The sequence below is a fragment of the Bradyrhizobium sp. ORS 285 genome, assembly GCF_900176205.1.
Taxonomy (GTDB): Bacteria; Pseudomonadota; Alphaproteobacteria; order Rhizobiales; family Xanthobacteraceae; genus Bradyrhizobium.
In genome coordinates this window covers 5,503,698-5,527,438 of sequence record NZ_LT859959.1, presented here as the reverse complement: position 1 = coordinate 5,527,438, position 23,741 = coordinate 5,503,698, and the positions used below count along the sequence as shown (strand labels likewise).

The following is a 23,741-nucleotide window of genomic DNA, read 5'->3' as shown; positions in this document are numbered from 1 at the left end:
CATGAAAGCCGCGCTGCACGCGATCGACACTGTTCCCGCGTTTCCCCTGTACACGCCGACCGCGAATGAATGCGCGCTGTTCGAGCATGCGTTCCGGCATCGTCTGCCGGTGCTGCTGAAGGGCCCGACGGGGTGCGGCAAGACCCGCTTCGTCGCCCATATGGCGGCGCGGCTCGGCCTGCCGCTGCACACGGTGGCTTGTCACGATGACCTCACGGCCGCCGATCTCACCGGCCGTTATCTGCTCAAGGGCGGCGACACGGTGTGGACTGATGGCCCGCTGACCCGCGCGGTGCGCGAGGGCGGCATCTGCTATCTCGACGAGGTGGTCGAGGCGCGCAAGGACGTCACCGTCGTGCTGCATCCTCTCACCGACGATCGGCGCATTTTGCCGCTCGAGCGCACCGGCGAGGAACTGGTTGCGCCCGACGGCTTCATGCTCGTCGTCTCCTACAATCCCGGCTATCAATCGCTGCACAAGGCGCTGAAGCCCTCGACGCGCCAGCGCTTCATTGCGATCGAATTCGGCTTCCTGCCCGCAGAGCAGGAGATCGCCGTCGTGGCCGCCGAGAGCGGGTTGTCGCCGGAGCGCGTGCGGCCGCTGGTGGCGCTGGCGCACCGGCTGCGGGCGCTGCAGGGCCACGATCTCGAGGAAGGCGTCTCGACTCGGCTGCTGGTCTATTGCGCCACGCTCGTCGCCGCCGGAACGCCGGTGGCCGAGGCCGTGCTCGCCGCGATGATCGAGCCGCTCACCGACGATGCCGACGTCAAGGCCGCGCTACGCGAGGTCGTGCACGCTGTGATCGGGTGAGCCATGCTCGACTTTCTCGAACTGGAGGAAACTGTCGGCCGCGCCTGGCATCGCCTGGTCGGCACGACCTCGAGCTATCCGGTCCATCCCGATCACGCGGTCGCGCTCAACGAGGTCAGCGGCCGTATCGCTGTGATGTTTCGCGCGCTCGGTGGCGAAACCGGCGTGCAGATCGCAGGCGCCAAGGCGCGCAAATCGAGCCATCGTCTCGGCTGGCGCCAGCGCATCGGTCTTGGTGACGAGTGCCTTGATCAGGCCGGCCGCGACGGCGCCACGGTCTTTCTTCCGGACACCATCGCGCTGCTGCCACATCGCGCGCTCAACGCGCAGCTCTACCACTGGCTCGCGGCGTGGTTCGCGACCATGCCGACTGATCCGATTGCGGACAGCGATCCGCTGCGGCACAATCTTCTCGCGCTGCGTCGGGCTCGAGAGACCACCATAATGGTACTCACGCGGTTTCCCGGATTGAATCGAACCTATGCCCAACTCGCGCGCGCACTGGCCGCGGCACGACCGCGGCGTTCGCTGCCGCGTCTGGAGCAGCAGGTCGAGCAGATCGTCATGGCGCTGCTGGGGGCTGCGGTGCCGCCGCAGGGCGCCTTGTTGAACGCCGTGATTGCCGATGGCGAACTGCCGGACATGGCGCCGCCCGGCTATCGGCCGATGCTGCCGTGCCCGTTGTGGGGCGATTGCTGGAGCCGCGACTCCGTTGCGGCGGAAGGCGATGACGAGGACACGCAGATACCGGCCCAGCAGGCCGAGACGCCCGATACCCGCAAGCGTTTCGCGAGGCGGGAGCGTGACGAGACGCCGAAGCGCGACCTGTTCATCCTCAATCGCTTCGAGAAAATCCTCGCAATGGCAGAGATGGTCAATGTCGATCGTCCCTCGGACGACACGGACGATGACGACGCCCGCAAGGCCGCGGACGATCTCGACGAGCTCGCGATCTCCAGGCGCAAGGGGCGGCCGGCGAGCAAGCTGAAGTTCGATCTCGATCTGCCGCCCGAGGCGGTGGACACCGCGCGCCTCGACAGCGGGCGACTTTATCCCGAATGGAATTATCGCAGCGGCGCCTATCTGCCCGACCACTGTCGCGTCGTCACCGGCGATGCCGCCGAGACCGGCGAGACCTGGGCACCGGATGAGGCCATGCGCCGCCGCATCCGCAGCGTGAGGCGTCGCTTCGAGACGTTGCGGCCCCGCCACGAGGTGATGCGCGCCCAGGCCGACGGCCATGATCTCGACATCGACGCGCTGGTCCGCGCGCGTAGCGATCTCAACGCCGGCCACGGCGGTCTCGATCGCGTCCACCTCGCGATGCGCCCGCTCACGCATGATCTCGCGGTGACCCTGCTGGTCGACGTCTCCCTGTCCACCGATGCCTGGATCGACGGCGTGCGTGTGCTCGACGTGGAGAAGGAGGCGCTGCTGGTGCTGGCGCATGGGCTGTCGGTCTGTGGTGACAGCCACAGCATCCTGACCTTCACATCGCGGCGTAATTCCTGGGTTCGCCTGGAGACCGTCAAGGCGTTCGGCGAGAAGATGAGCGGGCAGGTCGAGCGCCGTATCGGCGCACTTCGCCCCGGCTACTACACGCGCATCGGCACGGCCGTGCGCCATGCCGCCGCCGGGCTTGCCGAGCGTCCCGAGCGCAAGCGGCTGCTGCTGGTGCTGACCGACGGCAAGCCGAACGACGTCGATCACTACGAGGGACGGTTCGCAATCGAGGACACGCGCAAGGCGGTGCAGGAAGCCCGCCGCGCCGGCGTGGCGGTGTTCGGCGTCACCATCGATGCGGCGGCGCAGTCGTATTTTCCGACGCTGTTCGGCCGCGGCGGCTACGCCATCGTCGGCAATATTCGTCGCCTGCCCGCGGCGCTGCCGGCGCTCTACCGGCAGCTTGCGCATTGAGCTCGCAATTGTCCTCAGGTGGCCGGTTCGCGCAGGTTCCTGAGCGGCACCGGCAGGTGGCCCATCAGCTTGTCGAACTCGCCAGGATCGAGCTTCTCCCAGAGGATCTCGAAGACGCCGCGCGCCGCCTTGAGAGGATCGACTGGGAATTGCGGCGGCAGCTGCCGGAAGATGTCGTCGACGAACTCTTCGAGATGGCGGTCCTTGGTCGGCGTCGCCGCGTGATGCCAGCCCTCGTAGTAGACGCCGCGGATCAGCATGGGCAGCTGTGCGCCGAAATTCGCCGCAGTGGCGAGCGGCAGGCGGTCGCGCAGCACATGCAGCACCGCGCGGAGCGCGTTGTAGGCCTGCTGGCGGTTCGCTAGCCCGAGCCGCTGCTCGATCGCCTTCAGCCAGATGTTGGTTTCCTGGACGGTGTGGTCCAGCGCGGTGACGCCGATCTCGCTCATCTGATTCTCCATGGCCATGCACAGGGACCGTTGGCGGCACGCCGAACCAGGGAACCGCAACGTGATTCGCTTGGACGTGCCTAGAGTAGGCGGCGCGTTCGAACCGAGAACGTTGACCTGAATCAATGTCACGAGGTGGTGCCCAGTCGCGAGGTAAACGAACGGTCAAGGTCGAGCTTCGGCGTTTACTGTTCCGGCTCCCGGAACGAAGCACCCTCAAATGATCGCAAGCGGGTGTCACGCCACGAGGTTGAACCGTAATCGTCCTGCTTGTGCAGAACGCGTCTTCGCTTGCCCGTCGCGACAGACTCACCTTACATCGGAGTCGTTCGAGGCGCGGAGACCCGCGCACCCGGCATCCCCGCAACTCACGAATCGACGTCGGCTCGCAATGCTCAAGTCTGCCCAAGAGAAGTCTGTCCACAACAAGCCTGCTCAAGACAAATCCGGCAACGACCTTCCGCTGACCGGCTATGCGGTCGTGGTCGATGGCCAGATCAAGACCGAGTTCAAGACCAAGGACGGTGCGCATAACGGCGCGCACGACCTGAAGCGTCGATTCCCGATGTTGCAGATCAAGGTGTACGACGCCGAGACGAAGCAGACGCACGACATCGAGTTGGCGCGGGCGTGAGGTTCGGGTTGTCGAGGAATTAGAGGTAAAGACAGTAATTTCGCTCCTCTTATTTCACCGCAAGCGCGGTGCTCGTGAATGTGCCCTCGCCCCTTGTGGGAGAGGGCATGTTGGACAGCGCAGCATGCGCGGTTGGGTGAGGGGTCTCTCTCGACGAGTCGCGCTTGTGGAAAGATACCCCTCACCCAACCGAGTGAGCGGATGAGCCGGCGATGCCCTCTCCCACAAGGGGCGAGGGCGCTGTATTGGGCAGTGTCGTTGCGGAAACAATTTCGCTTTTTTTCTCCGTGAGACTCCGGCTCGCATTGCGCACCTCATTCCGAAACGTCTTCGCGAGATTCGACAGCGGCCTCGCCTCTGACCACAGCACATAGGCCGATACCGACGTGCTCGGCGTGAACGGGCGTACCACGAGATCGTGCCCGCCCTGGCGCGGCGAGAAGGGATCGACTACGGCGACGCCGACGCCGGTTGCCGCCAGCACGCAGGCCGTGTTGCAGTAGCGGACCTCGACGGTTGGCTGATAGTCGGCATCGGATTCGCGAAAGCTGTCGCGCACCGCTTCGCCGAGCCGCGTGCCGCGCTCAAGCCCGATCAGCGGGAAACCGGCGAGATGGCGCGCTGAGATCTCGTGCCGCTCCGCGAGCGGATGCTGCGGCGGCATCACGCAGACCATCTCACCGGTATGCACCACCTCATGCGCGATGCCGGGATGATCGGACAGACCGAGCGCGAAGCCGAGCTCGGCGACGTTGCCGATCACGCCTTCGATGACACCCTCATAGCGCCGGACGTCGAAGAACATCCGCGTCTGCGGCCGGCGCCGCAGGAAGCCCGAGAGCGTCGGCGGGATGATGCTGTAGGCCAGCGGCGGCGTGGCGACGATCGAGAGATGTCCTGTCTTCTGCTCGCGCAGGTCACGGACCCGGTTTTCCAGCCGCGCATGAAGTGTGAAGATCGCCTCGCTTTCCTCATACAGCGTCATCGCCTCGGGTGTCGGGAACAGCCGGTTGTTGACGCGCTCGAACAAGGTGAAGCCGGCCTGCGCCTCCATCGCCTTCAGCGCGTTGCTGATCGCCGGCTGCGACAGCGACAACTCCTCCGCTGCCGCGACGGTGGTGTGGTGGCGGATGACCGCCCGCAGGATCTCCAGCTGTCGCAGGTTCATGTGAACGCCCTATAAGCCCCGGTTATGGTCTCGGCCAAAATATCATAGCGCGTGGCCGCGAAGGTGGATTGCAAATCCCACGCCGGTTTCGCCAAGATGATCCCTTCTTTCGGTGCGCGTCTCCAGGCGACTTCGCCTGATCGTTCGGCATGGCGCACAGATCGGAGGCAGTCTTGAGCCGTATTTTCCGAGCCGCCGCCGCCCAGATGGGGCCGACCCAGCGCGCCGACAGCCGGGCGCAGACGCTGTCCCGCCTGATAGAACTCCTGGAGCAGGCGGCTCGCCAGGGCGCGAAGCTGGTGGTGTTTCCCGAGCTCGCCTTCACGACCTTCTTCCCGCGCTGGATTTTGGAGGGCGATGCGCTCGACCAGTACTTCGAGCGCAGCATGCCGAACGCGTCCGTTGCCGCATTGTTCGATCGCGCGAGGACGCTCGGCGTCGGCTTCTATGTCGGCTACGCCGAGCTGACGCCCGACGGCCGCCGCTTCAACAGCTCCATTCTGGTCGATCCCGACGGCGAGATCATCAGCAAGTACCGCAAGGTTCATCTGCCGGGCTCGGTCGAGCCGCGCGAAGGGGCGAAGTATCAGCAGCTCGAGAAGCGCTATTTCGGCTACGGCGATCTCGGCTTTCCCGCGGTGCGCGCAGGCTCGGAGTGGGGCGGGGCGATCATGGGCATGATGATCTGCAACGACCGCCGCTGGCCGGAATCCTGGCGCATGCTCGGCATGCAGGGCGTCGAACTCGTCTGCGTCGGCTACAATTCCGCGGCCTATGATCCCAATGGCGGCAACACCGAGGATGCAACGCTGCGCACCTTCCACTCGACCCTGGTCGCGCAGGCCAATGCCTACATGAACGCGACCTGGGCGATCGCGGTCGCCAAGGCTGGCGACGAGGACGGCAGCGGCCTGATCGGCGGCTCCTGCATCGTTGACCCCAATGGCTGCATCGTCGCGCAGGCGAAGACTCTCGCGGATGAGATCATCGTCGCAGACATCGATCTCGATCTGTGCCGGCAGGGCAAGGACAAGATGTTCAACTTCGCGGCGCATCGCCGGCCGGATCAGTACAAGCTCATCACCGAACGTGCCGGCGTGGTCGAGCCGGTCGCCGTCAATTGACGGCGCCGCGATGAGCCGCAGCGAGACGCTGGCCGAAGGCTTCCCGGATCTCTCCGCGCACAAAATCGCGCGGCAGGCGCATTGGGGCCGCTGGCTCACGGCGGCGATCATCATCATCGTGCTTCTCGCGATCGGCCGCGCCTTCGCGCGCGGGCAGATCGAATGGTCGTTCGTCGAGCGCTTCATCACCGCGCCGGTGATCCTGCGCGGCATCGTCAACACCATGATCATGGCAGTCGCGGCGATGGCATTGGGCATCGCGCTCGGCGTGATCGTCGCCATCATGCGGCTGTCGCCCAATCCGGTGCTGCGCTCCGTTGCCGCAGGATATACGTGGTTGTTCCGCGGCACGCCGCTGATTCTGCAATTGCTGCTGTGGTTCAACCTCGCGCTGGTGTTTCCGACCATCGGCATTCCCGGCCTGTGGAGCGCGCGCGCCGTCGAATTGATGACGCCGTTCCTCGCCGCGCTGCTCGGGCTCGGTATCAACCAGGGCGCATACACCTCGGAGGTGATGCGGGCCGGGCTGCTGTCGGTCGATATCGGCCAGTACGAGGCGGCGCAGGCGATCGGCATGGGCCGCTTGCAGGCGCTGCGCCGGATCATCCTGCCGCAGGCGATGCGCGTGGTGATCCCGCCGCTCGGCAACGAGTTCATCGGCCTCGTCAAGGCGACCTCGCTCGCGAGCGTCATCCAATATCCGGAAGTGCTGCATTCGGCCGAGAACATCTACTACGCCAACTCCCGTGTCATCGAGCTCCTGATCGTCGCCGGCCTCTGGTATCTGCTCGTGGTCTCGATCCTGACGCCGTTGCAGATGCTGCTTGAACGCCGCTTCGCCCGCGGCATCGCGAGGAGCCGCTGATGAAGCCGCTGGTCGCGATCCGCCAGGTCAGCAAGCGCTTCGGCGAGTTCCAGGCGCTCAAGCAGGTCTCGCTGGATGTGTTCGAAGGCGAGGTGGTCTGCCTGATCGGCCAGTCCGGCTCCGGCAAGACCACCTTGCTCCGCTGCGTCAACCAGCTCACCACGGCCGACAGCGGCGGCATCTGGCTCGACGGCGAGTTGCTCGGCTTTCGTGAGCAGGACGGCCGGCTGCATCGGCTGTCCGAGCGCGAGATCGCGCGGCAGCGGCTCGCCTGCGGCATGGTGTTCCAGCGCTTCAATTTGTTCCCCCACATGACGGCGTTGGAGAACATCATCGAGGGTCCCGTGCAGGTGCAGAAGCGCAAGCCGGCCGAGGCCAGGGATGCGGCGATGGCGCTGCTGCGCCGGGTCGGGCTCGCCGACAAGGCCGGCTCCTATCCCTCGCAATTGTCCGGCGGCCAGCAGCAGCGGGTCGCGATCGCACGCGCGCTGGCGATGACGCCGCGGCTGGTGCTGTTCGACGAGCCGACCTCGGCGCTCGATCCGGAATTGGTCGGCGAGGTACTCGGCGTGATGAAGGAGCTCGCGACTTCCGGCATGACCATGCTGGTCGTCACGCATGAGCTCGGCTTCGCGCGCGAGGTCGCCGACCGCGTGGTCTATATGGACCAGGGCGTGATCGTCGAGAGCGGTCCGGCCGGCGAGGTGCTGCGCGCGCCGCGCGAGGCCCGGACCAAGGCATTTTTGGCAGCCGAAGTGGGGTGAGATCAGATGAGCTTCAAGTCGATCATGTTGGCCGCCGTCGCGAGCGCGGCGATGGTGGGCGGCGCATTTGCCGCCGAGCTGCCGGCCGAGATCAAGCAGAACGGGTTGCGCATCGCGGTGGTGCCGAACTATCCGCCGATGGAGTTCAAGGATCCGGCGACCGCGACCCTGACCGGGTTCGACGTCGAGCTCGGCGAGGCGCTGGCCAAGAAGCTCGGCGTCAAGGCGGTGTGGCAGGAGACCAGCTTCGACCAGCTGATGCCTGGCCTCGCTACCCAGCGCTTCGACATCATCCTCACCGGCATGACCGACCTCAAGAGCCGGCAGGAAACCGCGAGCTTCATCGATTATCTGCGCAGCGGCCCGCGCTTCTTCGTGCAGGCCTCGCGTGCCGCCGAGTTCAAGGAGCCGGCGGCGCTGTGCGGCAAGAAGGTCGGCGCCTCCAGGCGCACGATGTTCCCGAAGGACATCGCGGCCTGGAGCGACAAGAACTGCGGCGCGACGCCGATCGAATTCGTCGGTACCGAGGGCTCGGCCGATGCGCGCACGCAGCTCAAGCAGGGCCGCATCGACGCTGCCGTGCAGGGCAACGAGACCTTGCCCTACATCATGGACCTCGAGCCGAACACCTATGTGCCGGTCGGCACGCCGATCGCCTTTCAATATACCGGGCTCGCGACCCCGGTGAAGGCGGAGGAGTTGCGCGAGTCCCTGCGCGCCGCCCTGGAGGCGCTGGTCGCCGACGGCAGCTACAAGGCGCTGCTGGCGAAGTGGAAGCTTGGCGATAACGCCATCGAGAAGGTGACGATCAATGCCGGACAGTAAGGCGCTCGCGGGCATTCCGCTCATTCCCTCCAATACGGCGCCGCCGGCGCCGGAGTATCCCTGGCCCGCGCCGTACAAGGCGGCGATGTTCCTGTCGTTCGACATCGACGCCGAGAGCGCCTGGACCTCGAAGGACCCCGCGCATGCCGCGCGGCTGGTCACGATGAGTTTCGGCGGCTTCGAGGCGCGCGTCGGCACGCCGAAGCTGCTCGAACTGCTCGCTGAGCTCGATCTCAAGGCAACGTTCTTCATCACGGGCTGGGCGGTCGATGCGCACCCCGCGATGGCGGAGGCGGTGCTGAAGGCCGGCCACGAAATCGGTCATCACGGCTATCATCATCTGCTGCCCGATCCCGGCGATCCCTTCATCATCGAGGAGATCGAGCGCGGCTTCGAGACGCTGCAGCGCCGGCTCGGCGTCCGTCCGATCGGTTACCGCGCGCCGTTCGGCGAGTTCTGCGAGGAACTGCGCGTCGCGCTGGTGGGCCAGGGCATCGTCTACACCTCGTCGTTCCGCGACGACGTCAGGCCCTATCGGCATCGCTTGGCCTCCGGCTCGCCCGGCACGATCGAGATCCCGGTGACGTCGAGCTATGATGACTGGATGCACGGTCTTTCGGCGCGGTTCTCGCCGCGCTCGATCTTTCCGAAGGAGCACGTGCTGTCGATGTGGAAGGACGAACTCGACGAGGTCCGCGACTGGGGCGCGATGGTCACGACCGTGCTGCATCCGCAGGTGTCGGGGCGACCGATGCGCTTCCGGCTGCTGCGCGAGTTCCTCAACTACGCCAAATCGTGCCAGGACGTCTGGATTACCACCGGCGCGGAGATCGCGGCGAACTATCAGCGTCATGAGGCAGCGGAAACCACGGGCGCATGAGCACGACCGCGATCTTCGGCAGCTACGTGCTGACGCGCAAGGACGGCGCGCAGCATGTGCTGCGCGACCATTGGGTGCTGGTCGAGGGCAAGCGCATCGCCGCGGTGACGCCGAGCCGTCCTTCCGCCGACGAGGTGTTCGACCGCCCCGGCCGTTTCGTGCTGCCGGGCCTGTTGAACCTGCACAACCACATCTTCAGCGAGGCGATCGCGCGCACCTTGACCGAGGACGGCAACGGCCGGCGCAACAACAAGAGCATCGTCTACACGGTGCTGCTGCCGCTGTCGAAGCGCGGGGCGGAGATCCTGACCGTCGAAGAGCGGCTGGCGATCGGCCGCATGGGCGTGCTGCAGCTGCTGAAGGGTGGCGCGACCACGGTGATGGAGCCGTTCCGCAACACGATCCCCGAGCTGTTCGATGCGGCGCTCGAGATGGGACTGCGCTTCTACGGCGCGCCCTATCTGTTCTCGACGTCGGACGCCAAGGCCGATGCCTCCGGCGTCGTGCACTATGCCGGCGATGGCGGCGAAGCTGACATGGCGACCTGGAACGCGCTGCATCAGCGCTGGCACGGGCAGGGCGACGGGCGCATTCGTCTGGCGATGAGTCCGCATGCGACCGACACCTGCAGACCTGACCTGTTGCGCGCTGCCGCGGCGCGGGCGCGCGAGCTTGACGTTCCCATCACGACGCACATGGCGCAAAGCGCCGGCGAGGTTGCGACCATCGGGCAGCGCTACGGCGGGCGCACGCCGGCCGAATATCTCGACTGGCTCGGCCTGCTCGGGCCCGATCTGCTCGCCGCGCATTGCCATGCCTCGACCGATGCGGATTTGAAGCTGATGGCGGCGCGCGGCGCCGGCGTGCTGAACTGTCCGCGCGTGTTCGCGCGTGCCGGTGTCACCGCTGCGTTCGGCCGCTTCGCCGCGCATGGCGTGCGTACAGCCGTCGGCACCGACGGCTACAACATGGACCTGCTCGGCGAGCTCAACGCGGCGTCGCTGATCTCGAAGGTCGCGCTCGGCAATGCCGAGACCGCGAGCGCGCCGGAGCTGATCGATGCGGTCACCGCGACCGCGGCTGCGATGATCAAGCGCGACGATCTCGGCGTCATCGCGCCGGGCGCCACCGCCGATCTCACGGTCGTCGACATGACGCATCCGCACCTCCAGCCGCTGCATGATCCGCGCCGCGGCCTGATCGCGCTCGCCAACCGCGCCAATATCGATCAGGTGATGGTCGATGGCCGGCTGCTGATCCACGACGGCCGCTATCTGCATGGCGACGAGGCGGCGATCACGGCGGCGGGTGCTGCGGCGATCGAGAAGATCTGGGCGCTGCCGGAGGCGCAGGCGGCGTTCGCCGGCTGACGTCGCGCGAGGATTTCATCTGAACCTTGTCAAACAGCCGGGGCAAGCCGCATCGCTGCCGCGGCGCGCATGCGCCCGGTTGATGCAATCGTCACTGCCCTCGTGAGATGATGAGGGCGCAGGGAAGGCCGGGTGCCGGTCGCACCCGCGGTCCGCGTGCAGCAAGATAAGCACGCGGCAGAACCACAGGTACGGACCGGAGCATCCGGCCTTCCCTGCGCGATGGTTTACGGCTTATACGCGATCTCCCCGGCGCCCGGCTCGTTGGCCGCCGTCATCGATCCGATGCGTCACACCGGCCGACTTGATACCAGCTTCGGGGTATCAGAACCACGCGACTTCGCCGTCCGCAAAGCACCGCTCGTCCGCGCAAGCACATCCGATGCCCCGACGTCCACCGCATTGCCGATCCAACGTCTCGTGACGACGCGTACGCCCCTCATCCGGACCGGAACGGAGGCAGGATAAACCCGAAATTCGGTTTTTTGGAAGTGGTTTATTTTCGCGGGGGCCCTTGAAGTCGAGCTAGTTGTTGAATCTGCATCGGAATATCGCGTCTTCGCGCGAAGCAGATCGACCGCGGCACAGAGGAGTTTGGCACGATTGAGCGACCGATCGTGCTCGTCGGGCAAATCAGAGTGTCTGCTAGCTGCGGCTCGATCTAATGGTGCGATTGACGACTGTTGGAGCAGTGTTGCTCCTGAGCTCGACGCCGTGGCGAACGGAAACATCAGGTCCTGCCACATATTCTAGTGTCGTCCCGGGCAAGCCATGGCGTCGCAACGCGACGTCATGGCGCCGACCCGGGACCCATAAACACAGGGCCTCGTTTTGGCGACGAACGACGCTCCATCGTGCTTACATCGGAAAGCGGTGGTTATGGATCCCGGGTCGGCGTCCCGACAACGCTGTCGCGTTGCCGTGACTTGCCCGGGATGACAGCGGAGTTTGTTTTGCCGGTCGGGGCCATGCTGAGTATCGAATCCCGGATGAGCCTAAGCCGAAGCCCACAGGGCGGAGGCGGACGCGACATCCGGGTTCTCACGAATTGTCGCGGTGAACCCGGATGTCGCTCGCGCCGACGCCGAAGAGGCGTCGTCTGACGCTCATCCGGGCTACGGCGCCTGCATCTCGCTGTAACAGCAGAGGAAGCTTTACCGCGTTCCGTACGCCCGGTCGCCGGCGTCGCCGAGGCCGGGGATGATGAAGGCGTCGTCGTCGAGGCCCTCGTCGATCGCGGCGGTCCACAAGGTGACGTCGGGATGCAGGCCGCGCACGCGCTCGACGCCTTCTGGCGCGGCGATCATGCAGACCATGCGGATGTCCTTGGCGCCGCGCTCCTTGAGGCGGTCGACCGCGGCGACGGCGCTGTTGCCGGTGGCCAGCACCGGGGTCACGACCACGGCCAGGCGCTCCTGCAGGTCGGAGGGGGCCTTGAAGAAGTACTCGACGGCGGTGAAGGTCTGCGGCTCGCGATAGAGGCCGATATGGGCAACGCGGGCGGTCGGCACCAGGTCGAGCATGCCGTCGACGAAGGTGACGCCGGCGCGCAGCACCGGCACGAACACCAGCTTCTTGCCGGCGATCTTGGCCGACTGCATCCGCGCCAGCGGCGTCTCGACTTCCACTTCCGTGAGCGGCAGGTCGCGCGTGACCTCGTAGCACAGGAGCATGCCGATCTCCTTGAGGAGTTCGCGGAATGATTTGGTCGAAATCGACTTGTCGCGGATCAGGGTCAGCTTGTGCTGCACCAGCGGATGATCGACGACCGTGACGCCTTCCATGGTTTTCATCTCCGTAGGGTGGGCAAAGGTGCGAGGCGCCGTGCCCACCGCGATCTTAGCTCAGGTTGGAATGGTGGGCACGCTGCGCTTTGCCCACCCTACGAACAACTGATTAGTTTCGTCATTGCGAGGAGCGAAGCGACGAAGCAATCCAGACTTTCTTCCTGGCCCCTGGATTGCTTCGCTGCGCTCGCAATGACGAGCGGCGAGGCCGGCAAGTTTGGTCCAAACCCCTTAAAACACCGTGCCGTCACTGATGATGGTCAGCGGCGGCGAGCCGTCGGGGCGGCGCGCGAAGGCGAGCTTGCGGCCGGCGGCCCAGGTGCCGCCTTCGAGGATGCGGGCCAGTGGTCGCTGCTCGGCGCTCTGGCCGGTGCGCTGGCGGATCAGTGCGGCCAGGCGGTCGAGCAGGGCGACGGTGAGCGCGCGCCATTCCACCACCAGCGGGGAGTCGACCTCATGGGCGCGCGTGGCGTCGGCGGGATTGCGCAAGCTCAACACGCCGCCGTCGACGAACAGGCCGCCATTGCGGTATTCGGCGAGGCCGGTGAGGCCGTCGATGTTGTCCACCATGAGGCCCGCGCCCTGTAGCGGTTCGATCAGCGAATAGCTCAGCCATTGCGACAGCTTGTGCAGCGGGACGAGACCGGTGGTTTCGTCGCCGGTGACCAATGATGCATGCCGCCAGCAATCGCCGAGCGCGATGCCTTGCAGCGTCAGACGTGACGGCCAGATCGGGCCGAGCTGCAGCAGCACCTGCTGCAGGATCGAAGCCGCATCGATGTGGCCATTTCTCGCGCCGACGGCGAGCTGATCGAACAGACCGCCGGGACGCGGAGCGTCCTTTGTTCCGAAAATCTCCGGCTTTGCAGCCGTCACCTCGCCCAACCGGCGCAGCAGCGCGACCCGGCCTTCCAATCCGACCAGCGGATTGTCGGGACCAACCTGGAAGCCGCGTTCGAGATCGGCAACGGTGAGCTGTTGCAGCTTGGCCGCATCGGCGCGCATCGGATCTTTCGCGTCGGAGGAAAACGCGCCGCTCACAAACATGTCGAGGCTGGCCAGCGCCAACCCCTCGGATCGGCCGATCTTCGCGCCGGTGACGGCGTCCTGATAGCGCCAGGCCGCGCCAGCGCCCGCGTCGAGCAGAACGCTGGCGATGGCGAGATCGAACTCGGCGCGCGCGCGCGCCGCCGCATCCGGCCATTGCGTCTTTACGGCGATCTCCGCCCAGCGATCGATGCCGCCGACCACGAAGTGCCGCCAGCGTGAATGAAACGGCACCTCGCCGCGCGGATACGCCTTGTTCGTCACGTCGCGCACGAGGTCGGCAATCGCATCGAGCTTGCCGAGATCGATGCGAAAATGCGGCAGCTTGTCATCGAGCCCGAGGGCAAGCAGCTGATGCGCCCGCTCGCGGACGGCGCGGGCGGACAGGAGGGATGAGACGTCGGTCATGATCAGCCGCTGTGCTCAGTACTTCTCGAGCGGACGGCCGACGGTGTCGCCGAGCGCTTCGGGCTTCTGCGGCTCCAGCGAGAAATAGCCGGCGGCCTTCTTGGCTGCAATCTCGACATGGGCGTCGGCCGGAATCAGTTCGTCGGGGATCGGCACGCGCTCGACGATGTCGACGCCCTGTCCCACCAGCGCATCATGCTTCATGTCGCTCATCGAGATGAAGCGGTCGATACGCTTGATCCCGAGCCAGTGGATGACATCAGGCATCAGCTGCTGGAAGCGTGCATCCTGCACGCCGGCGACGCATTCGGTGCGTTCGAAATAGGCCGCAGCCGCGTCGCCGTCCTCCTGGCGCTTGCGTGCATTGTAGACCAGGAATTTCGTCACTTCGCCGAGCGCGCGGCCTTCCTTGCGGTTGTAGACGATGATGCCGAGCCCGCCGTTCTGGCCGGCGGCGACGCATTCCTCGATGCCGTGGATCAGATAGGGGCGGCAGGTGCAGATGTCCGAGCCGAACACGTCGGAGCCGTTGCACTCGTCATGCACGCGGCATGTGATCTTGGTCCTGGAGTCGTTCAGCTTGGTGACGTCGCCGAACAGATACACCGTGGTGCCGCCGATCGGCGGCAGGAACACCTGCAGGTCTGGCCGCGTCACCAGCTCCGGATACATGCCGCCGGTTTGCTCGAACAGGCCGCGGCGCAGATTGTTTTCGCTGGTGCCGAAGCGCGCGGCGACGCCGGGCAGGTACCACACCGGATCGATGGCGATCTTCACCACCGAGACGCTGCCATTGGCATGCACGACCTCGCCGTCGTGAACGAGGCGTTTGGCCGCGAGCGCGGCGTGCAGCTCCGGCAGCTCGATGCGTGCCTTGGTCACCGCAATGGAGGGGCGGATGTCGATGCCCTCGGCGATCTCGCCGCCAAAGTTCTCGGCGACCAGATGGCCCCAGGGGTCGAGCGCGACGATCTTGGCGGGATCGCGCCACTGGCCGAACGGGCCGATGGTAGCGGCGGGATGAGTGTTGGTGAGATCGGGGCGGCGGATCGGATCGAGCGCGCCCGAGGACACCGCGAGCGCGCGGTAGACCGTGTAGGAGCCGCCGTGGCTGCCGATCACGTTGCGGTCCTGCGGCCGCGACACCGTGCCGATGATCGGCCCGCGCGCGCGCGCGGTCTCGGCGCCCCAGTGGAGCGGGAAGTTGTGCTTGGCGCCTGGCACCGGGTGCGAGGTCAGGCGGATGTGATCCGTGCGGTTGGAGCGAGTCATCGGACAGCTACCCCCAAAACGGCAACGGCCCGCCTTGACGACGGGCCTGAGCAAAAAGCGTTCACGTTTTCCATACACCAATATAGCAGTGTTTTCGCAGCAAACAAGGGCGTCCCGGGCGCGATCTATTTGTAAACGAATGGTGACGACGCCGGCTTGCAATGCAGCGCGGCCAGGCCTGCTGGCATGGCGCTTGCCTTTTGGACGCCGCACCGCCAGCTTGGCGCGCGCATGGATTCGTCGGCGGCAAAGGCGGCATGGACCTGATCATTCGCAACGCGGTGCTGGCGCAGCAGGGTGAGCTGCGTCGCGCCGATATCGGAATTTCCAAAGGCCTGATCGTGGCGATCGAGGCCGCGCTGCAGGCGGATGGCGAGGAGCGCGATGCCGAACATTGCCTCGTCGTGCCCGGCTTCATCGAGACCCACATCCACCTCGACAAGACCTGCATCCTCGATCGCTGCACCATCCGGGAAGGTACGGTGGCCGAGGCGGTGCGGGAGACGGCGGCGGCGAAGCGCAACTTCACGGCGGACGATGTCTACAGCCGGGCGAAGCAGACGGTGGAGCGCTGCGTCAGCCATGGCACGATGCGGATGCGCACTCATGTCGAGCTCGATCCCGGCATCGGGTTCATTGCGTTCGAGGCCATCCAGCAGCTCGCGCGCGACTATGCCTGGGCGCTCGATGTCGAGATCTGCGTGTTTCCGCAGGAAGGTCTGACGAACTATCCGGGCACCGAGGAGCTGCTGATCGAGGGCCTGCGCCGCGGCGCGCGCACCATCGGCGCCGCGCCGTATTTCGACACCGACCCGCCGGCGCAGATCGACCGCATCTTCGCGATCGCGCGCGAGCACGACGTCGACATCGACATGCATCTCGATCTCGCTGAGACGCTCGATCACATGCAGATCGAATATGTCTGCCGCAAGACGGACGAGTATGGCTGGGGCGGCCGCGTAGCGGTCGGCCATGTCACGCAGCTGTCGCTGCTGCCGCCGGAGCGCTTCAATGCGATTGCTGTCAAGCTCGCCAACGCCGGCGTCGCGGTCACCGTGCTGCCCTCGACCGATCTGCATCTGATGGGCCGCCGCCAGGATCACGCCATCCCGCGCGGCGTGGTGCCGCTGCAGCCGCTGCGCGACAAGGGCGTGACCTGCTCGCTGTCGACCAACAACGTGCTCAATCCCTTCACGCCCTATGGCGACGGCTCGCTGATCCGGATGGCCAATCTCTACGCCAATGTCTGCCACGTCTCGCGCCCGGACCATCTTGCCGGCTGCCTGGACATGGTGACGCATGACGCGGCGAAGCTGATGCGGATGGAGGATTATGGCGTGAAGGTCGGCGCGCCCGCGGATCTCGTCTGCATCGATGCGCGCGATCCGACGGAAGCCGTGGCCACACTGGCGCAGCCGCTCTGGGGCCTGAAGCGCGGCCGCCCGTCATTCTCCCGCACGCGGCCCGTGCTGCATCGGCCGGCGTGACAATGGGATCGGTAGGGTGGGCAAAGGCGCATTCAAAGGTGCTGCGACATTCGCAGCTCGATTGCGCGCCGTGCCCACCATCTCGGACTACGGTGCTTGATCCCGGTGGGCACGCTTCCGCCGGCGTGCATCGATGCACCGAGCAAGACGTCGCTTTGCCCACCCTACGGACTGACTGTGGAGCTACATGAATGCGCATCATCAACGTCGCCGCTGCCCAGATGGGGCCGATCCAGCGGGTCGAGAGCCGCGAGGCAGTCGTCGCGCGCATGATTGCGCTGCTGGATGAGGCCAAGCGCAAGGGGGCCGATCTCATCATCTATCCGGAACTGGCGCTGACGACGTTCTTTCCGCGCTGGTACATGGAGGATCAGGCCGAGGTCGACACCTGGTTCGAGCCGACGATGCCCAACGCGGCGGTGCAACCGCTGTTCGACCGCGGCAGGGAGCATGGCATGGCGATGTATCTCGGCTATGCCGAACTGACGCCGGACGGGCATCACTACAACACGGCCATTCTCACCGACCGCAGCAGCAACATCGTCGGCAAGTACCGCAAGGTGCATCTGCCCGGGCACGAGGAGTTCGAGCCACAGCGCAGCCACCAGCATCTGGAGAAGCGTTATTTCGAGCCGGGCGATCTCGGCTTTCCGGTGTGGCGCAATCTCGGCGGCATCATGGGCATGGCGATCTGCAACGACCGCCGCTGGCCGGAGACCTATCGCGTCATGGGCCTGCAGGACGTCGAGCTGGTGCTGATCGGCTACAACACGCCGTCGGTCAACTCGTTGAAGTCAGCCGAGGGGCTGCAGCAGCGGCTGTTCCACAACCGCCTCTCCGCGCAAGCCGGCGCGTATCAGAATTCGTGCTGGGTTGTCGCCGTGGCCAAGGCTGGTGACGAGGACGGCCATCATCTGATCGGCGGCAGCTTGATCGTCAATCCGGACGGCGAGATCGTCGCGGAGGCCGTGACGGAAGGCGACGAGGTGCTGGTGGTGGCGTGTGATATGGATGCGACGCGCTTCGGCAAGCAGACGATCTTCGACTTCGCGCGGCATCGCCGGATCGAGCATTATGGGCTGATCACCAGCCGCACCGGCGCGGTGCCGCCTGAGTGAGGCAGTAGCTCAAGATAAACTAAGCCACGAAGCGTGTGAGATGGAGGCGAGAGCGCCGCTACAAATTCGGTGTCGTCCCGGCGAACGCCGGGACCCAAACCGCGGAATCTGTCGAGGGACGTAGCTGGCAGTTGCCTGCCTCACAGTGGCCGGTGGTTATGGGTCCCGGCTCGGAGGCCGGGACGACAGCGGAGTGTGAGGGGGCGGATGAGGCACATCCGGGCAGTCGGGAGAATACTGTACTGCGAACTACTCACCCCGCAAACGCCACCGCGCCCAGCGCCATGGTCACCGCGGCCTGCGTCGGGTCGATTACCGGAATCCCCAGCGCATCCTCCAGCCCCTTGCGATGCCGCGCCATGCCGGCGCAGCCCATGACGATCGCGCCGGCGCCGTCCTCGTCCCGCAGCGCGCGGCCGACCGTAATCATCTTCGCCAGCGTGCCTTCGCCCGACGCGGTCTCCGCCACCGTCATGTCGAGCGGCCGTTCCGCGGCGAGCCGATCCATCAGGCCCATCTGGCGGAGATAGCGGATGTGGCGGCGGATCGAGCGTTGCGCGATGGCGAGCACGCCGAACGTGTCGGCGCGGGTCAGCGCGGTCAGCACGCCGCATTCGGCGATGCCCAACACTGGCCGCTTCGTGGCCTCGCGGCACACGTGCAGACCGGGATCGCTGTAGCAGGCGATGACGAAGGCGCTCGACGCGTTGTCGCCCTCGACGAAGCGCCGCAGCGGCAGCGCGACGCTGTCGGCATCCTTCTGGCTCTCGACGCCGTACGGGCCTTCCTTCAACGTCTCGCAGACGATCTCCGGTCCCTCCGCGAACATCAGCGGCTTGAGCGCCGCCGCGAGGCCGTCGGTCACCACCTGGTTGGAGTTCGGGTTGATCACGGTGATGCGCGGGCGGGACATGGGTGTTACCTGCTTCTTCGGAGTTGACGTCGCCCGACAGGCAACCACTATGCCACCGCGGACGCAAGGTGGCCTTCGCGGCCTCGCACCGTCCACGCCGTTCCATCTGGCAGAACTAGGAGATCGCGATGACCGAGCCGGCCTATGACCTGATCATCCGGGGAGGGCGCGTCGCCACCACCACCGACACGTTCGAGGCCGATGTCGCCATCTCCGGCGAGACCATCGCGGCGATCGGCCGCGGCCTGGGGCCGGCGAAGCGTGAGATCGATGCGCGCGGCAAATATGTGCTGCCGGGCGGCGTCGACAGCCATTGCCATATCGAGCAGCTCTCTGCGGCCGGCATCGTCAACGCCGACACGTTCGAGAGCGCGACGACCTCCGCGGCGTACGGCGGCACCACATCCGTGATCTCCTTCGCCGCGCAGCATGTCGGTATGCAGCTGCCGCAGGTGCTCGAGGACTATCACGCGCTGGCGCGCAAGGGCGCGGTCATCGACTACGCGTTCCACATGATCATCGCCGATCCGACCAAGGAGACCTTGGAGCGCGACCTTCCGGCGCTGATCCGGCAGGGCCACGGCTCGATCAAGATCTTCATGACCTACGACAGGCTCAAGATCGACGACGAGCCGCTGCTCGACATCCTCGTCGCCGCGCGCGAGGGCGGCGCGATGCTGTGCGCGCATGCCGAGAACCACGGCATCATCTCCTGGATGGTGAAGCGGCTCTTGGCGCGCGGCTACACCGCGCCGAAATACCACGCCATCAGCCATGCGCGCTTCTCCGAGGCCGAGGCATTCAATCGCCTGATCGGCATGGCGGCGCTGGTGGATCAGCCGATCATGATCTTCCACGTCTCGACCGCGGAAGGCGCCAAGGTCATCCGCGATGCGCGCGGGCAGGGGCTGAAGGTGTTCGCGGAAACCTGTCCGCAATATCTGTTCATGACCGCCGACGATTTGGACAAGCCGGGCATCGAGGGCGCGAAATGGATGTGCAGCCCGCCGCCGCGCCGCGCGCCGGACCAGGAGGCGCTGTGGCAGGCGCTGTCGCTCGGCGATCTGCAGACGATCTCGTCGGATCACGCGCCGTATCGATTCGACGAGACGGGCAAGCTGCGCGCCGGCCCGAACCCGAACTTCAAGCAGATCGCGAATGGTCTGCCGGGCCTGGAGTTGCGGCTGCCGCTGCTGTTCGATGCGATGGTGTCGAAGGGCCGGCTCGGCCTCAACAAGTTCGTCGACCTGACGTCGACGGCGCCGGCCAAGATCTACAATCTGCATCCGCGCAAGGGCGCGATCGCGATCGGCGCCGATGCCGACATCGCGCTGTGGGATCCGGACAAGCGCGTGACGATTACTGATCAGAGCATGCACGACCTCGCGGGCTACACGCCGTTCGCAGGCCGCAGCGTCCAGGGTTGGCCGGTCACCGTGCTGTCGCGCGGCCGGGTCATCGTCGATGGCGGCAAGGTCTCGGTGCAGCCCGGCTCCGGCCAGTTCCTCGCCCGCAGCGGCGGCGAGGCCGCGAAGCCGACCGGACGGCTGGTGGCGGACATGGATCCGGAGCAGAATTTCGGGGCGACGCTGCTGTGAGCCTGATGGCGAGATATCTCGGGCCTCGTCCTTCGAGACGGTCGCTTCGCGACCTCCTCAGCATGAGGGGAGAGAGCAGGGCCCACGGAGTGGTAGCTGGTTATCCTCATGGTGAGGAGGCTGCGCCAGCAGCCGTCTCGAACCATGAGGCCGCGATGGAGAGGCTTTCCTCATGCATGTCCTGATCTTCGGCGGCGCCGGGTTTGTCGGGCTCAACATCGCGCAAGGGCTGCTCGAGCGCGGGCACGCCGTGACGGTGTTCGATGCGGCCCCGCTGCCGAACGCGGCGCAGCTTGCCTTCGCGCCGTATGGTGAGCGGCTGCAGGTGATCACGGGCGACGTCACCGATGCGGGCGCCGTCGCAGCCGCGGTCGGCGCTGGCTGCGATGCCGTCGTCATGGGCGCTGCGATCACCGCTGGTCCCGAGCGTGATGCATCCGATCCCGAGCGCATCCTCGCGGTCAATCTGTTGGCGCAGGTGCCAATACTGCGAGCCGCCCGCAGCAGCGATGTCCGGCGTGTGATCAACCTGTCTTCCGCCGCGTCCTACGGCGCCAGTGGCCAGCGCTTTGCCGTGCTGGAGGAGACGACGCCGTGCGAGCCGGTGTCGCTATACGCAATCACAAAGTTCACCTCCGAGCGCGTCGCTGCGCGGCTGTCCGACCTCTGGAAGACTGACGTCATCAGCGTGCGCCTGTCGGCCGTGTTCGGTCCGTTCGAGCGCGGTGGCGGCGTGCGCGATACGCCTTCGCCGCAGGCGCTGATCGCGGCCTGCTGCGCGCGCAATGAGCCGGCGTTGCTGAACGAGCTAGGCGACAAGGACTGGGTTTATGCTGTCGATGTCGCCGATGCCGTCTGCCTGCTGCTCGAAGCCGAGAAGCCGCAGCAGACGCTCTACAACATCTCCAACGAGCACACGTTCTCGGCCGAGGCCTGGGGCCGCGCCTTCGCGAGCGGTCGGGCCGGCTTCGCATGTCGCCTTGCGCAGCAGGACGAGACGCCGACCGTTCCGGTGTTCGCGCCGGTCCGTGGCCGGCTGTCGACGACGCGGCTCGCTGACGAGTTCGGCTGGCGCGCGCGGTTCGACTGTGCGGCGTCGGCCGAACATTTCGGCCGCTGGTTCGATCAGTACGGAAGAGAGTGAGATGAGGCTGAAGGACAAGGTCGCAATCATCACCGGCGGCGGCTCCGGCATCGGCCGCGCGAGCGCCGCAATGTTCGCGCGCGAGGGCGCGTATCTCGCACTTGTCGATCGCGATGCTGCTGGCGCCGAAGAGACGCTCGCGCTGGTGCGTGAAGCGGGCAGCGACGGCAGCGTCTATATCGGCGATGTCGGTGATGCCGAGTTCGCCAAGGCAACCATTGAAGCCGTGGCCGCGAAGCGCGGTCGACTCGACGTCCTGATGACCGCGGCGGGCTTCTCCTGTGGCGGCACCGTCGTCACCACCGACCCGGCCGATTGGGACGCGGTGTTCCGCGCCAATGTCGGCGGCACCTGGCTATGGGCGAAGGTTGCCGTGCCGATCATGCAGCGGCAGAAGGCGGGATCGATCATCACTGTCGCGTCGCAACTCGCGGTCGCCGGCGGCAAGGGCAACAGCGCCTATATCGCGGCGAAGGGCGCGATCATCAGCCTGACCCGCACCATGGCGGTCGACTTCGCCACCGACGGCATCCGCGTCAATGCGCTGGCCCCGGGCGCCATCGACACGCCGCTGCTGCGAAGGAGTTTTGCGCGCCACGCCGATCCTGAGCCGGTCCGCGACGCCTCGCGCCAGCGGCACGCGATGAAGCGGTTCGGGGAAGCGGACGAGGTTGCGGCGGCGGCGCTGTTTCTGGCCAGCGATGAAGCGTCGTTCACGACGGGCATCGTGCTGCCGGTGGATGGTGGTTGGCTGGCGGCATAGCGCCGCAAGATTCGGGTGAGCTGGTAGGCGACGCCTGATTTTGATTTGAAGCGAAGCCATCACCACGATCGCGGTCGGCTCCCCTCCCCCTTGCGGGGAGGGGTCGGGGGTGGGGGTCTCCGGGCGTTGAACTTCGTTGAAGCCCAAGGCTCTTCCAGAGTAGGGGCGCTGAAAGCGAAGCTCCTCTCTGTGCTGTTCGATCTCCAGCAGTTGTTGTGCGCCTCACATTGAGCGGGACTCGTGAACCCCCACCCCCGACCCCTCCCCGCAAGGGGGAGGGGAGCTCACCATTTGCGCGGAGAGAGGTCGAATCCCAACGGCCGGAAGCGGTCACCGTTTCCCCGGCGTCCCCTTCCGATCTCGTCCTCTCAAAATATCCGCCAGCGCCGCCGCATTGCGCGACAGCGGCTCGAAGCGTGGCGTCAGGAGATACGCGCGCATCGGCGTCTTCGGCATCAGCGGGCGCGCAATGAGATCGGGCCAGGCGCGGCCGCGCAGGACGAACTCGTCGACGACGGCGAGGCCCGCGCCGGCGCGGACCATGGCGCAGGCGTCGGGCGTGTAGCGCACGATCGTCGTGGGCTCGGGGCCGCCGGCGAGCGCTGACGTCACGATGTGGCCGTAGGGTGTCTGCGGGCCGAAGCCGACCAGCGGGTAGGGCAGCATGTCCTTCGGCCGGATGCTGCGCAGTCTTGCCAGCGCATGATCCGCCGGCATGATCACGTGCAGCGCGCCCTCCGCGATGGTCTCCACCGCCACCGTGGGCTCGTCGACCGGCAGCACGGTGACGCCGACATCGGCGCGCGCGGTGCCGACGCGGTTGACGATGTCCAGCAGCGTGAGCGACTCGAATTCGACGCGCAGGTCGGGAAAGCGGCTGCGCAGCCGCGCCAGGGCGTCCGGCACCATGCCGTATCCCGCACTCGGGCTCGCCACGACGCGGATGGTGCCGGTGCCGCCGGCGCGCAATTCGTCGGCGAGGTCGTTGATGCGCGCGACGCCGCGATGGATGTGCTCGACCTCGGCAAACAGCCGCTTCGCCTCCGGGGTCGGCTGCACCCGGCCGCTGATGCGCTCGAACAGCTTCAGCTTGAGCCCATCCTCGGTGTAGGCCAAGAGCCGGCTGATGGCAGGCTGCGACACCGACAGCAGCCGCGCGGCGCCGCTGATCGAACCCGTGATCATGATGGCGCGAAAGACCTCGATCTGGCGCAGGTTGAGCGGCATGCGACCTCTTGTCTCGCTGCAAGTTCGATCGCACTGTACCCGCGGCGGCCCTCCCATAACAAGCGGTTATGGGCGGCGGACAAATCGGTATGGAAGGCTTGAGGTTCGCTTTGCTAAGCTTCTTTGGCCGGGTGAACTGACTGATGGAGAAGGCGTGAGCGACAGCAAGC

Annotated in this window: 21 protein-coding genes; 14 read left to right on the top strand and 7 right to left on the bottom strand. The window is 66.3% G+C overall.

What is annotated here, in order from left to right; translation table 11 throughout:
• Position 1: 1 nt before the first annotated feature.
• The gene (locus BRAD285_RS24810) at positions 2-811 is read left to right on the top strand and encodes a CbbQ/NirQ/NorQ/GpvN family protein (RefSeq protein WP_006612866.1); all 810 of its coding nucleotides are present in this window, start codon (positions 2-4) and stop codon (positions 809-811) included.
• Between the two features lie 3 nt (positions 812-814).
• Positions 815-2,728, top strand: coding sequence for a nitric oxide reductase activation protein NorD (locus tag BRAD285_RS24805; protein ID WP_006612867.1), 1,914 nt, complete (start codon positions 815-817; stop codon positions 2,726-2,728).
• Positions 2,729-2,742: 14 nt separating this feature from the next.
• Here the strand turns inward: BRAD285_RS24805 and BRAD285_RS24800 are convergent, their stop codons facing one another.
• Positions 2,743-3,177 carry a DUF2267 domain-containing protein gene (locus BRAD285_RS24800; protein ID WP_006612868.1) on the bottom strand — a complete coding sequence of 145 codons (435 nt, stop codon included), beginning with the start codon at positions 3,175-3,177 and terminating at the stop codon, positions 2,743-2,745.
• A gap of 391 nt (positions 3,178-3,568) precedes the next feature.
• Here BRAD285_RS24800 and BRAD285_RS24795 point away from each other — a divergent pair, with 391 nt between their 5' ends.
• Complete coding sequence (locus tag BRAD285_RS24795) at positions 3,569-3,811, top strand: hypothetical protein (RefSeq protein WP_006612869.1); 243 nt, start codon at positions 3,569-3,571, stop codon at positions 3,809-3,811.
• Between the two features lie 181 nt (positions 3,812-3,992).
• Here BRAD285_RS24795 and BRAD285_RS24790 read toward each other — a convergent pair whose 3' ends face one another.
• Positions 3,993-4,979: a LysR family transcriptional regulator gene (locus tag BRAD285_RS24790; RefSeq protein WP_006612870.1), complete on the bottom strand. Its 987-nt coding sequence runs from the start codon at positions 4,977-4,979 to the stop codon at positions 3,993-3,995.
• Between the two features lie 206 nt (positions 4,980-5,185).
• Between BRAD285_RS24790 and BRAD285_RS24785 the strand changes: the two genes are divergently transcribed.
• Genes BRAD285_RS24785 through BRAD285_RS24760 form a run of 6 tightly spaced genes read left to right on the top strand, consistent with a single transcriptional unit; the run spans position 5,186 to position 10,807 of the window.
• Positions 5,186-6,103: an N-carbamoyl-D-amino-acid hydrolase gene (locus BRAD285_RS24785; protein WP_006612871.1), complete on the top strand. Its 918-nt coding sequence runs from the start codon at positions 5,186-5,188 to the stop codon at positions 6,101-6,103.
• A gap of 10 nt (positions 6,104-6,113) precedes the next feature.
• A complete protein-coding gene (locus tag BRAD285_RS24780; RefSeq protein ID WP_006612872.1) occupies positions 6,114-6,968 on the top strand; it encodes an amino acid ABC transporter permease in 855 nt (284 codons plus the stop codon).
• Positions 6,965-7,732: an amino acid ABC transporter ATP-binding protein gene (locus tag BRAD285_RS24775; protein WP_085962832.1), complete on the top strand. Its 768-nt coding sequence runs from the start codon at positions 6,965-6,967 to the stop codon at positions 7,730-7,732. The genes BRAD285_RS24780 and BRAD285_RS24775 overlap by 4 nt, the downstream gene beginning before the upstream one ends.
• 6 nt (positions 7,733-7,738) lie before the next feature.
• Positions 7,739-8,557, top strand: a complete 819-nt coding sequence (locus BRAD285_RS24770) for an ABC transporter substrate-binding protein (protein ID WP_006612874.1) — start codon at positions 7,739-7,741, stop codon at positions 8,555-8,557.
• Entirely contained in the window at positions 8,544-9,437 is an 894-nt protein-coding gene (locus BRAD285_RS24765) for a polysaccharide deacetylase (protein WP_006612875.1), read from the top strand. Before BRAD285_RS24770 ends, BRAD285_RS24765 begins: the two co-directional genes overlap by 14 nt.
• Entirely contained in the window at positions 9,434-10,807 is a 1,374-nt protein-coding gene (locus BRAD285_RS24760; protein WP_006612876.1) for an amidohydrolase family protein, read from the top strand. Before BRAD285_RS24765 ends, BRAD285_RS24760 begins: the two co-directional genes overlap by 4 nt.
• Before the next feature lie 1,154 nt (positions 10,808-11,961).
• Here BRAD285_RS24760 and upp read toward each other — a convergent pair.
• The 3 genes from upp to BRAD285_RS24745 all read right to left on the bottom strand — a co-directional run bounded on the left by upp (position 11,962) and on the right by BRAD285_RS24745 (position 15,321).
• Positions 11,962-12,591, bottom strand: coding sequence for a uracil phosphoribosyltransferase (gene upp, locus BRAD285_RS24755; RefSeq protein WP_006612878.1), 630 nt, complete (start codon positions 12,589-12,591; stop codon positions 11,962-11,964).
• Between the two features lie 234 nt (positions 12,592-12,825).
• On the bottom strand, positions 12,826-14,049 hold the full coding sequence (locus BRAD285_RS24750; RefSeq protein WP_006612879.1) for a URC4/urg3 family protein: 1,224 nt from the start codon (positions 14,047-14,049) through the stop codon (positions 12,826-12,828).
• A 15-nt stretch (positions 14,050-14,064) separates the two neighbouring features.
• Positions 14,065-15,321, bottom strand: a complete 1,257-nt coding sequence (locus tag BRAD285_RS24745; RefSeq protein WP_006612880.1) for a GTP cyclohydrolase II — start codon at positions 15,319-15,321, stop codon at positions 14,065-14,067.
• A 257-nt stretch (positions 15,322-15,578) separates the two neighbouring features.
• Here BRAD285_RS24745 and BRAD285_RS24740 point away from each other — a divergent pair, with 257 nt between their 5' ends.
• Together BRAD285_RS24740 and BRAD285_RS24735 are read left to right on the top strand one after the other, a co-directional pair.
• On the top strand, positions 15,579-16,808 hold the full coding sequence (locus tag BRAD285_RS24740; RefSeq protein WP_006612881.1) for an amidohydrolase family protein: 1,230 nt from the start codon (positions 15,579-15,581) through the stop codon (positions 16,806-16,808).
• 191 nt (positions 16,809-16,999) lie between these two features.
• Positions 17,000-17,926 carry an N-carbamoyl-D-amino-acid hydrolase gene (locus BRAD285_RS24735; protein ID WP_006612882.1) on the top strand — a complete coding sequence of 309 codons (927 nt, stop codon included), beginning with the start codon at positions 17,000-17,002 and terminating at the stop codon, positions 17,924-17,926.
• Between the two features lie 253 nt (positions 17,927-18,179).
• On the opposite strand, the gene BRAD285_RS24730 is transcribed toward BRAD285_RS24735, so the two are convergent.
• Positions 18,180-18,839: an aspartate/glutamate racemase family protein gene (locus BRAD285_RS24730; protein ID WP_172889808.1), complete on the bottom strand. Its 660-nt coding sequence runs from the start codon at positions 18,837-18,839 to the stop codon at positions 18,180-18,182.
• Positions 18,840-18,967: 128 nt separating this feature from the next.
• Here BRAD285_RS24730 and hydA point away from each other — a divergent pair, with 128 nt between their 5' ends.
• From hydA to BRAD285_RS24715, 3 genes are all read left to right on the top strand, one after another.
• The gene (gene hydA / locus BRAD285_RS24725; protein ID WP_006612884.1) at positions 18,968-20,437 is read left to right on the top strand and encodes a dihydropyrimidinase; all 1,470 of its coding nucleotides are present in this window, start codon (positions 18,968-18,970) and stop codon (positions 20,435-20,437) included.
• 172 nt (positions 20,438-20,609) lie between these two features.
• The gene (locus tag BRAD285_RS24720; RefSeq protein WP_006612885.1) at positions 20,610-21,581 is read left to right on the top strand and encodes an NAD(P)-dependent oxidoreductase; all 972 of its coding nucleotides are present in this window, start codon (positions 20,610-20,612) and stop codon (positions 21,579-21,581) included.
• A 1-nt stretch (position 21,582) separates the two neighbouring features.
• Complete coding sequence (locus BRAD285_RS24715; protein WP_006612886.1) at positions 21,583-22,344, top strand: SDR family oxidoreductase; 762 nt, start codon at positions 21,583-21,585, stop codon at positions 22,342-22,344.
• 330 nt (positions 22,345-22,674) lie between these two features.
• Here the strand turns inward: BRAD285_RS24715 and BRAD285_RS24710 are convergent, their stop codons facing one another.
• Positions 22,675-23,571 carry a LysR family transcriptional regulator gene (locus tag BRAD285_RS24710; protein ID WP_006610918.1) on the bottom strand — a complete coding sequence of 299 codons (897 nt, stop codon included), beginning with the start codon at positions 23,569-23,571 and terminating at the stop codon, positions 22,675-22,677.
• Positions 23,572-23,741: the final 170 nt, after the last annotated feature.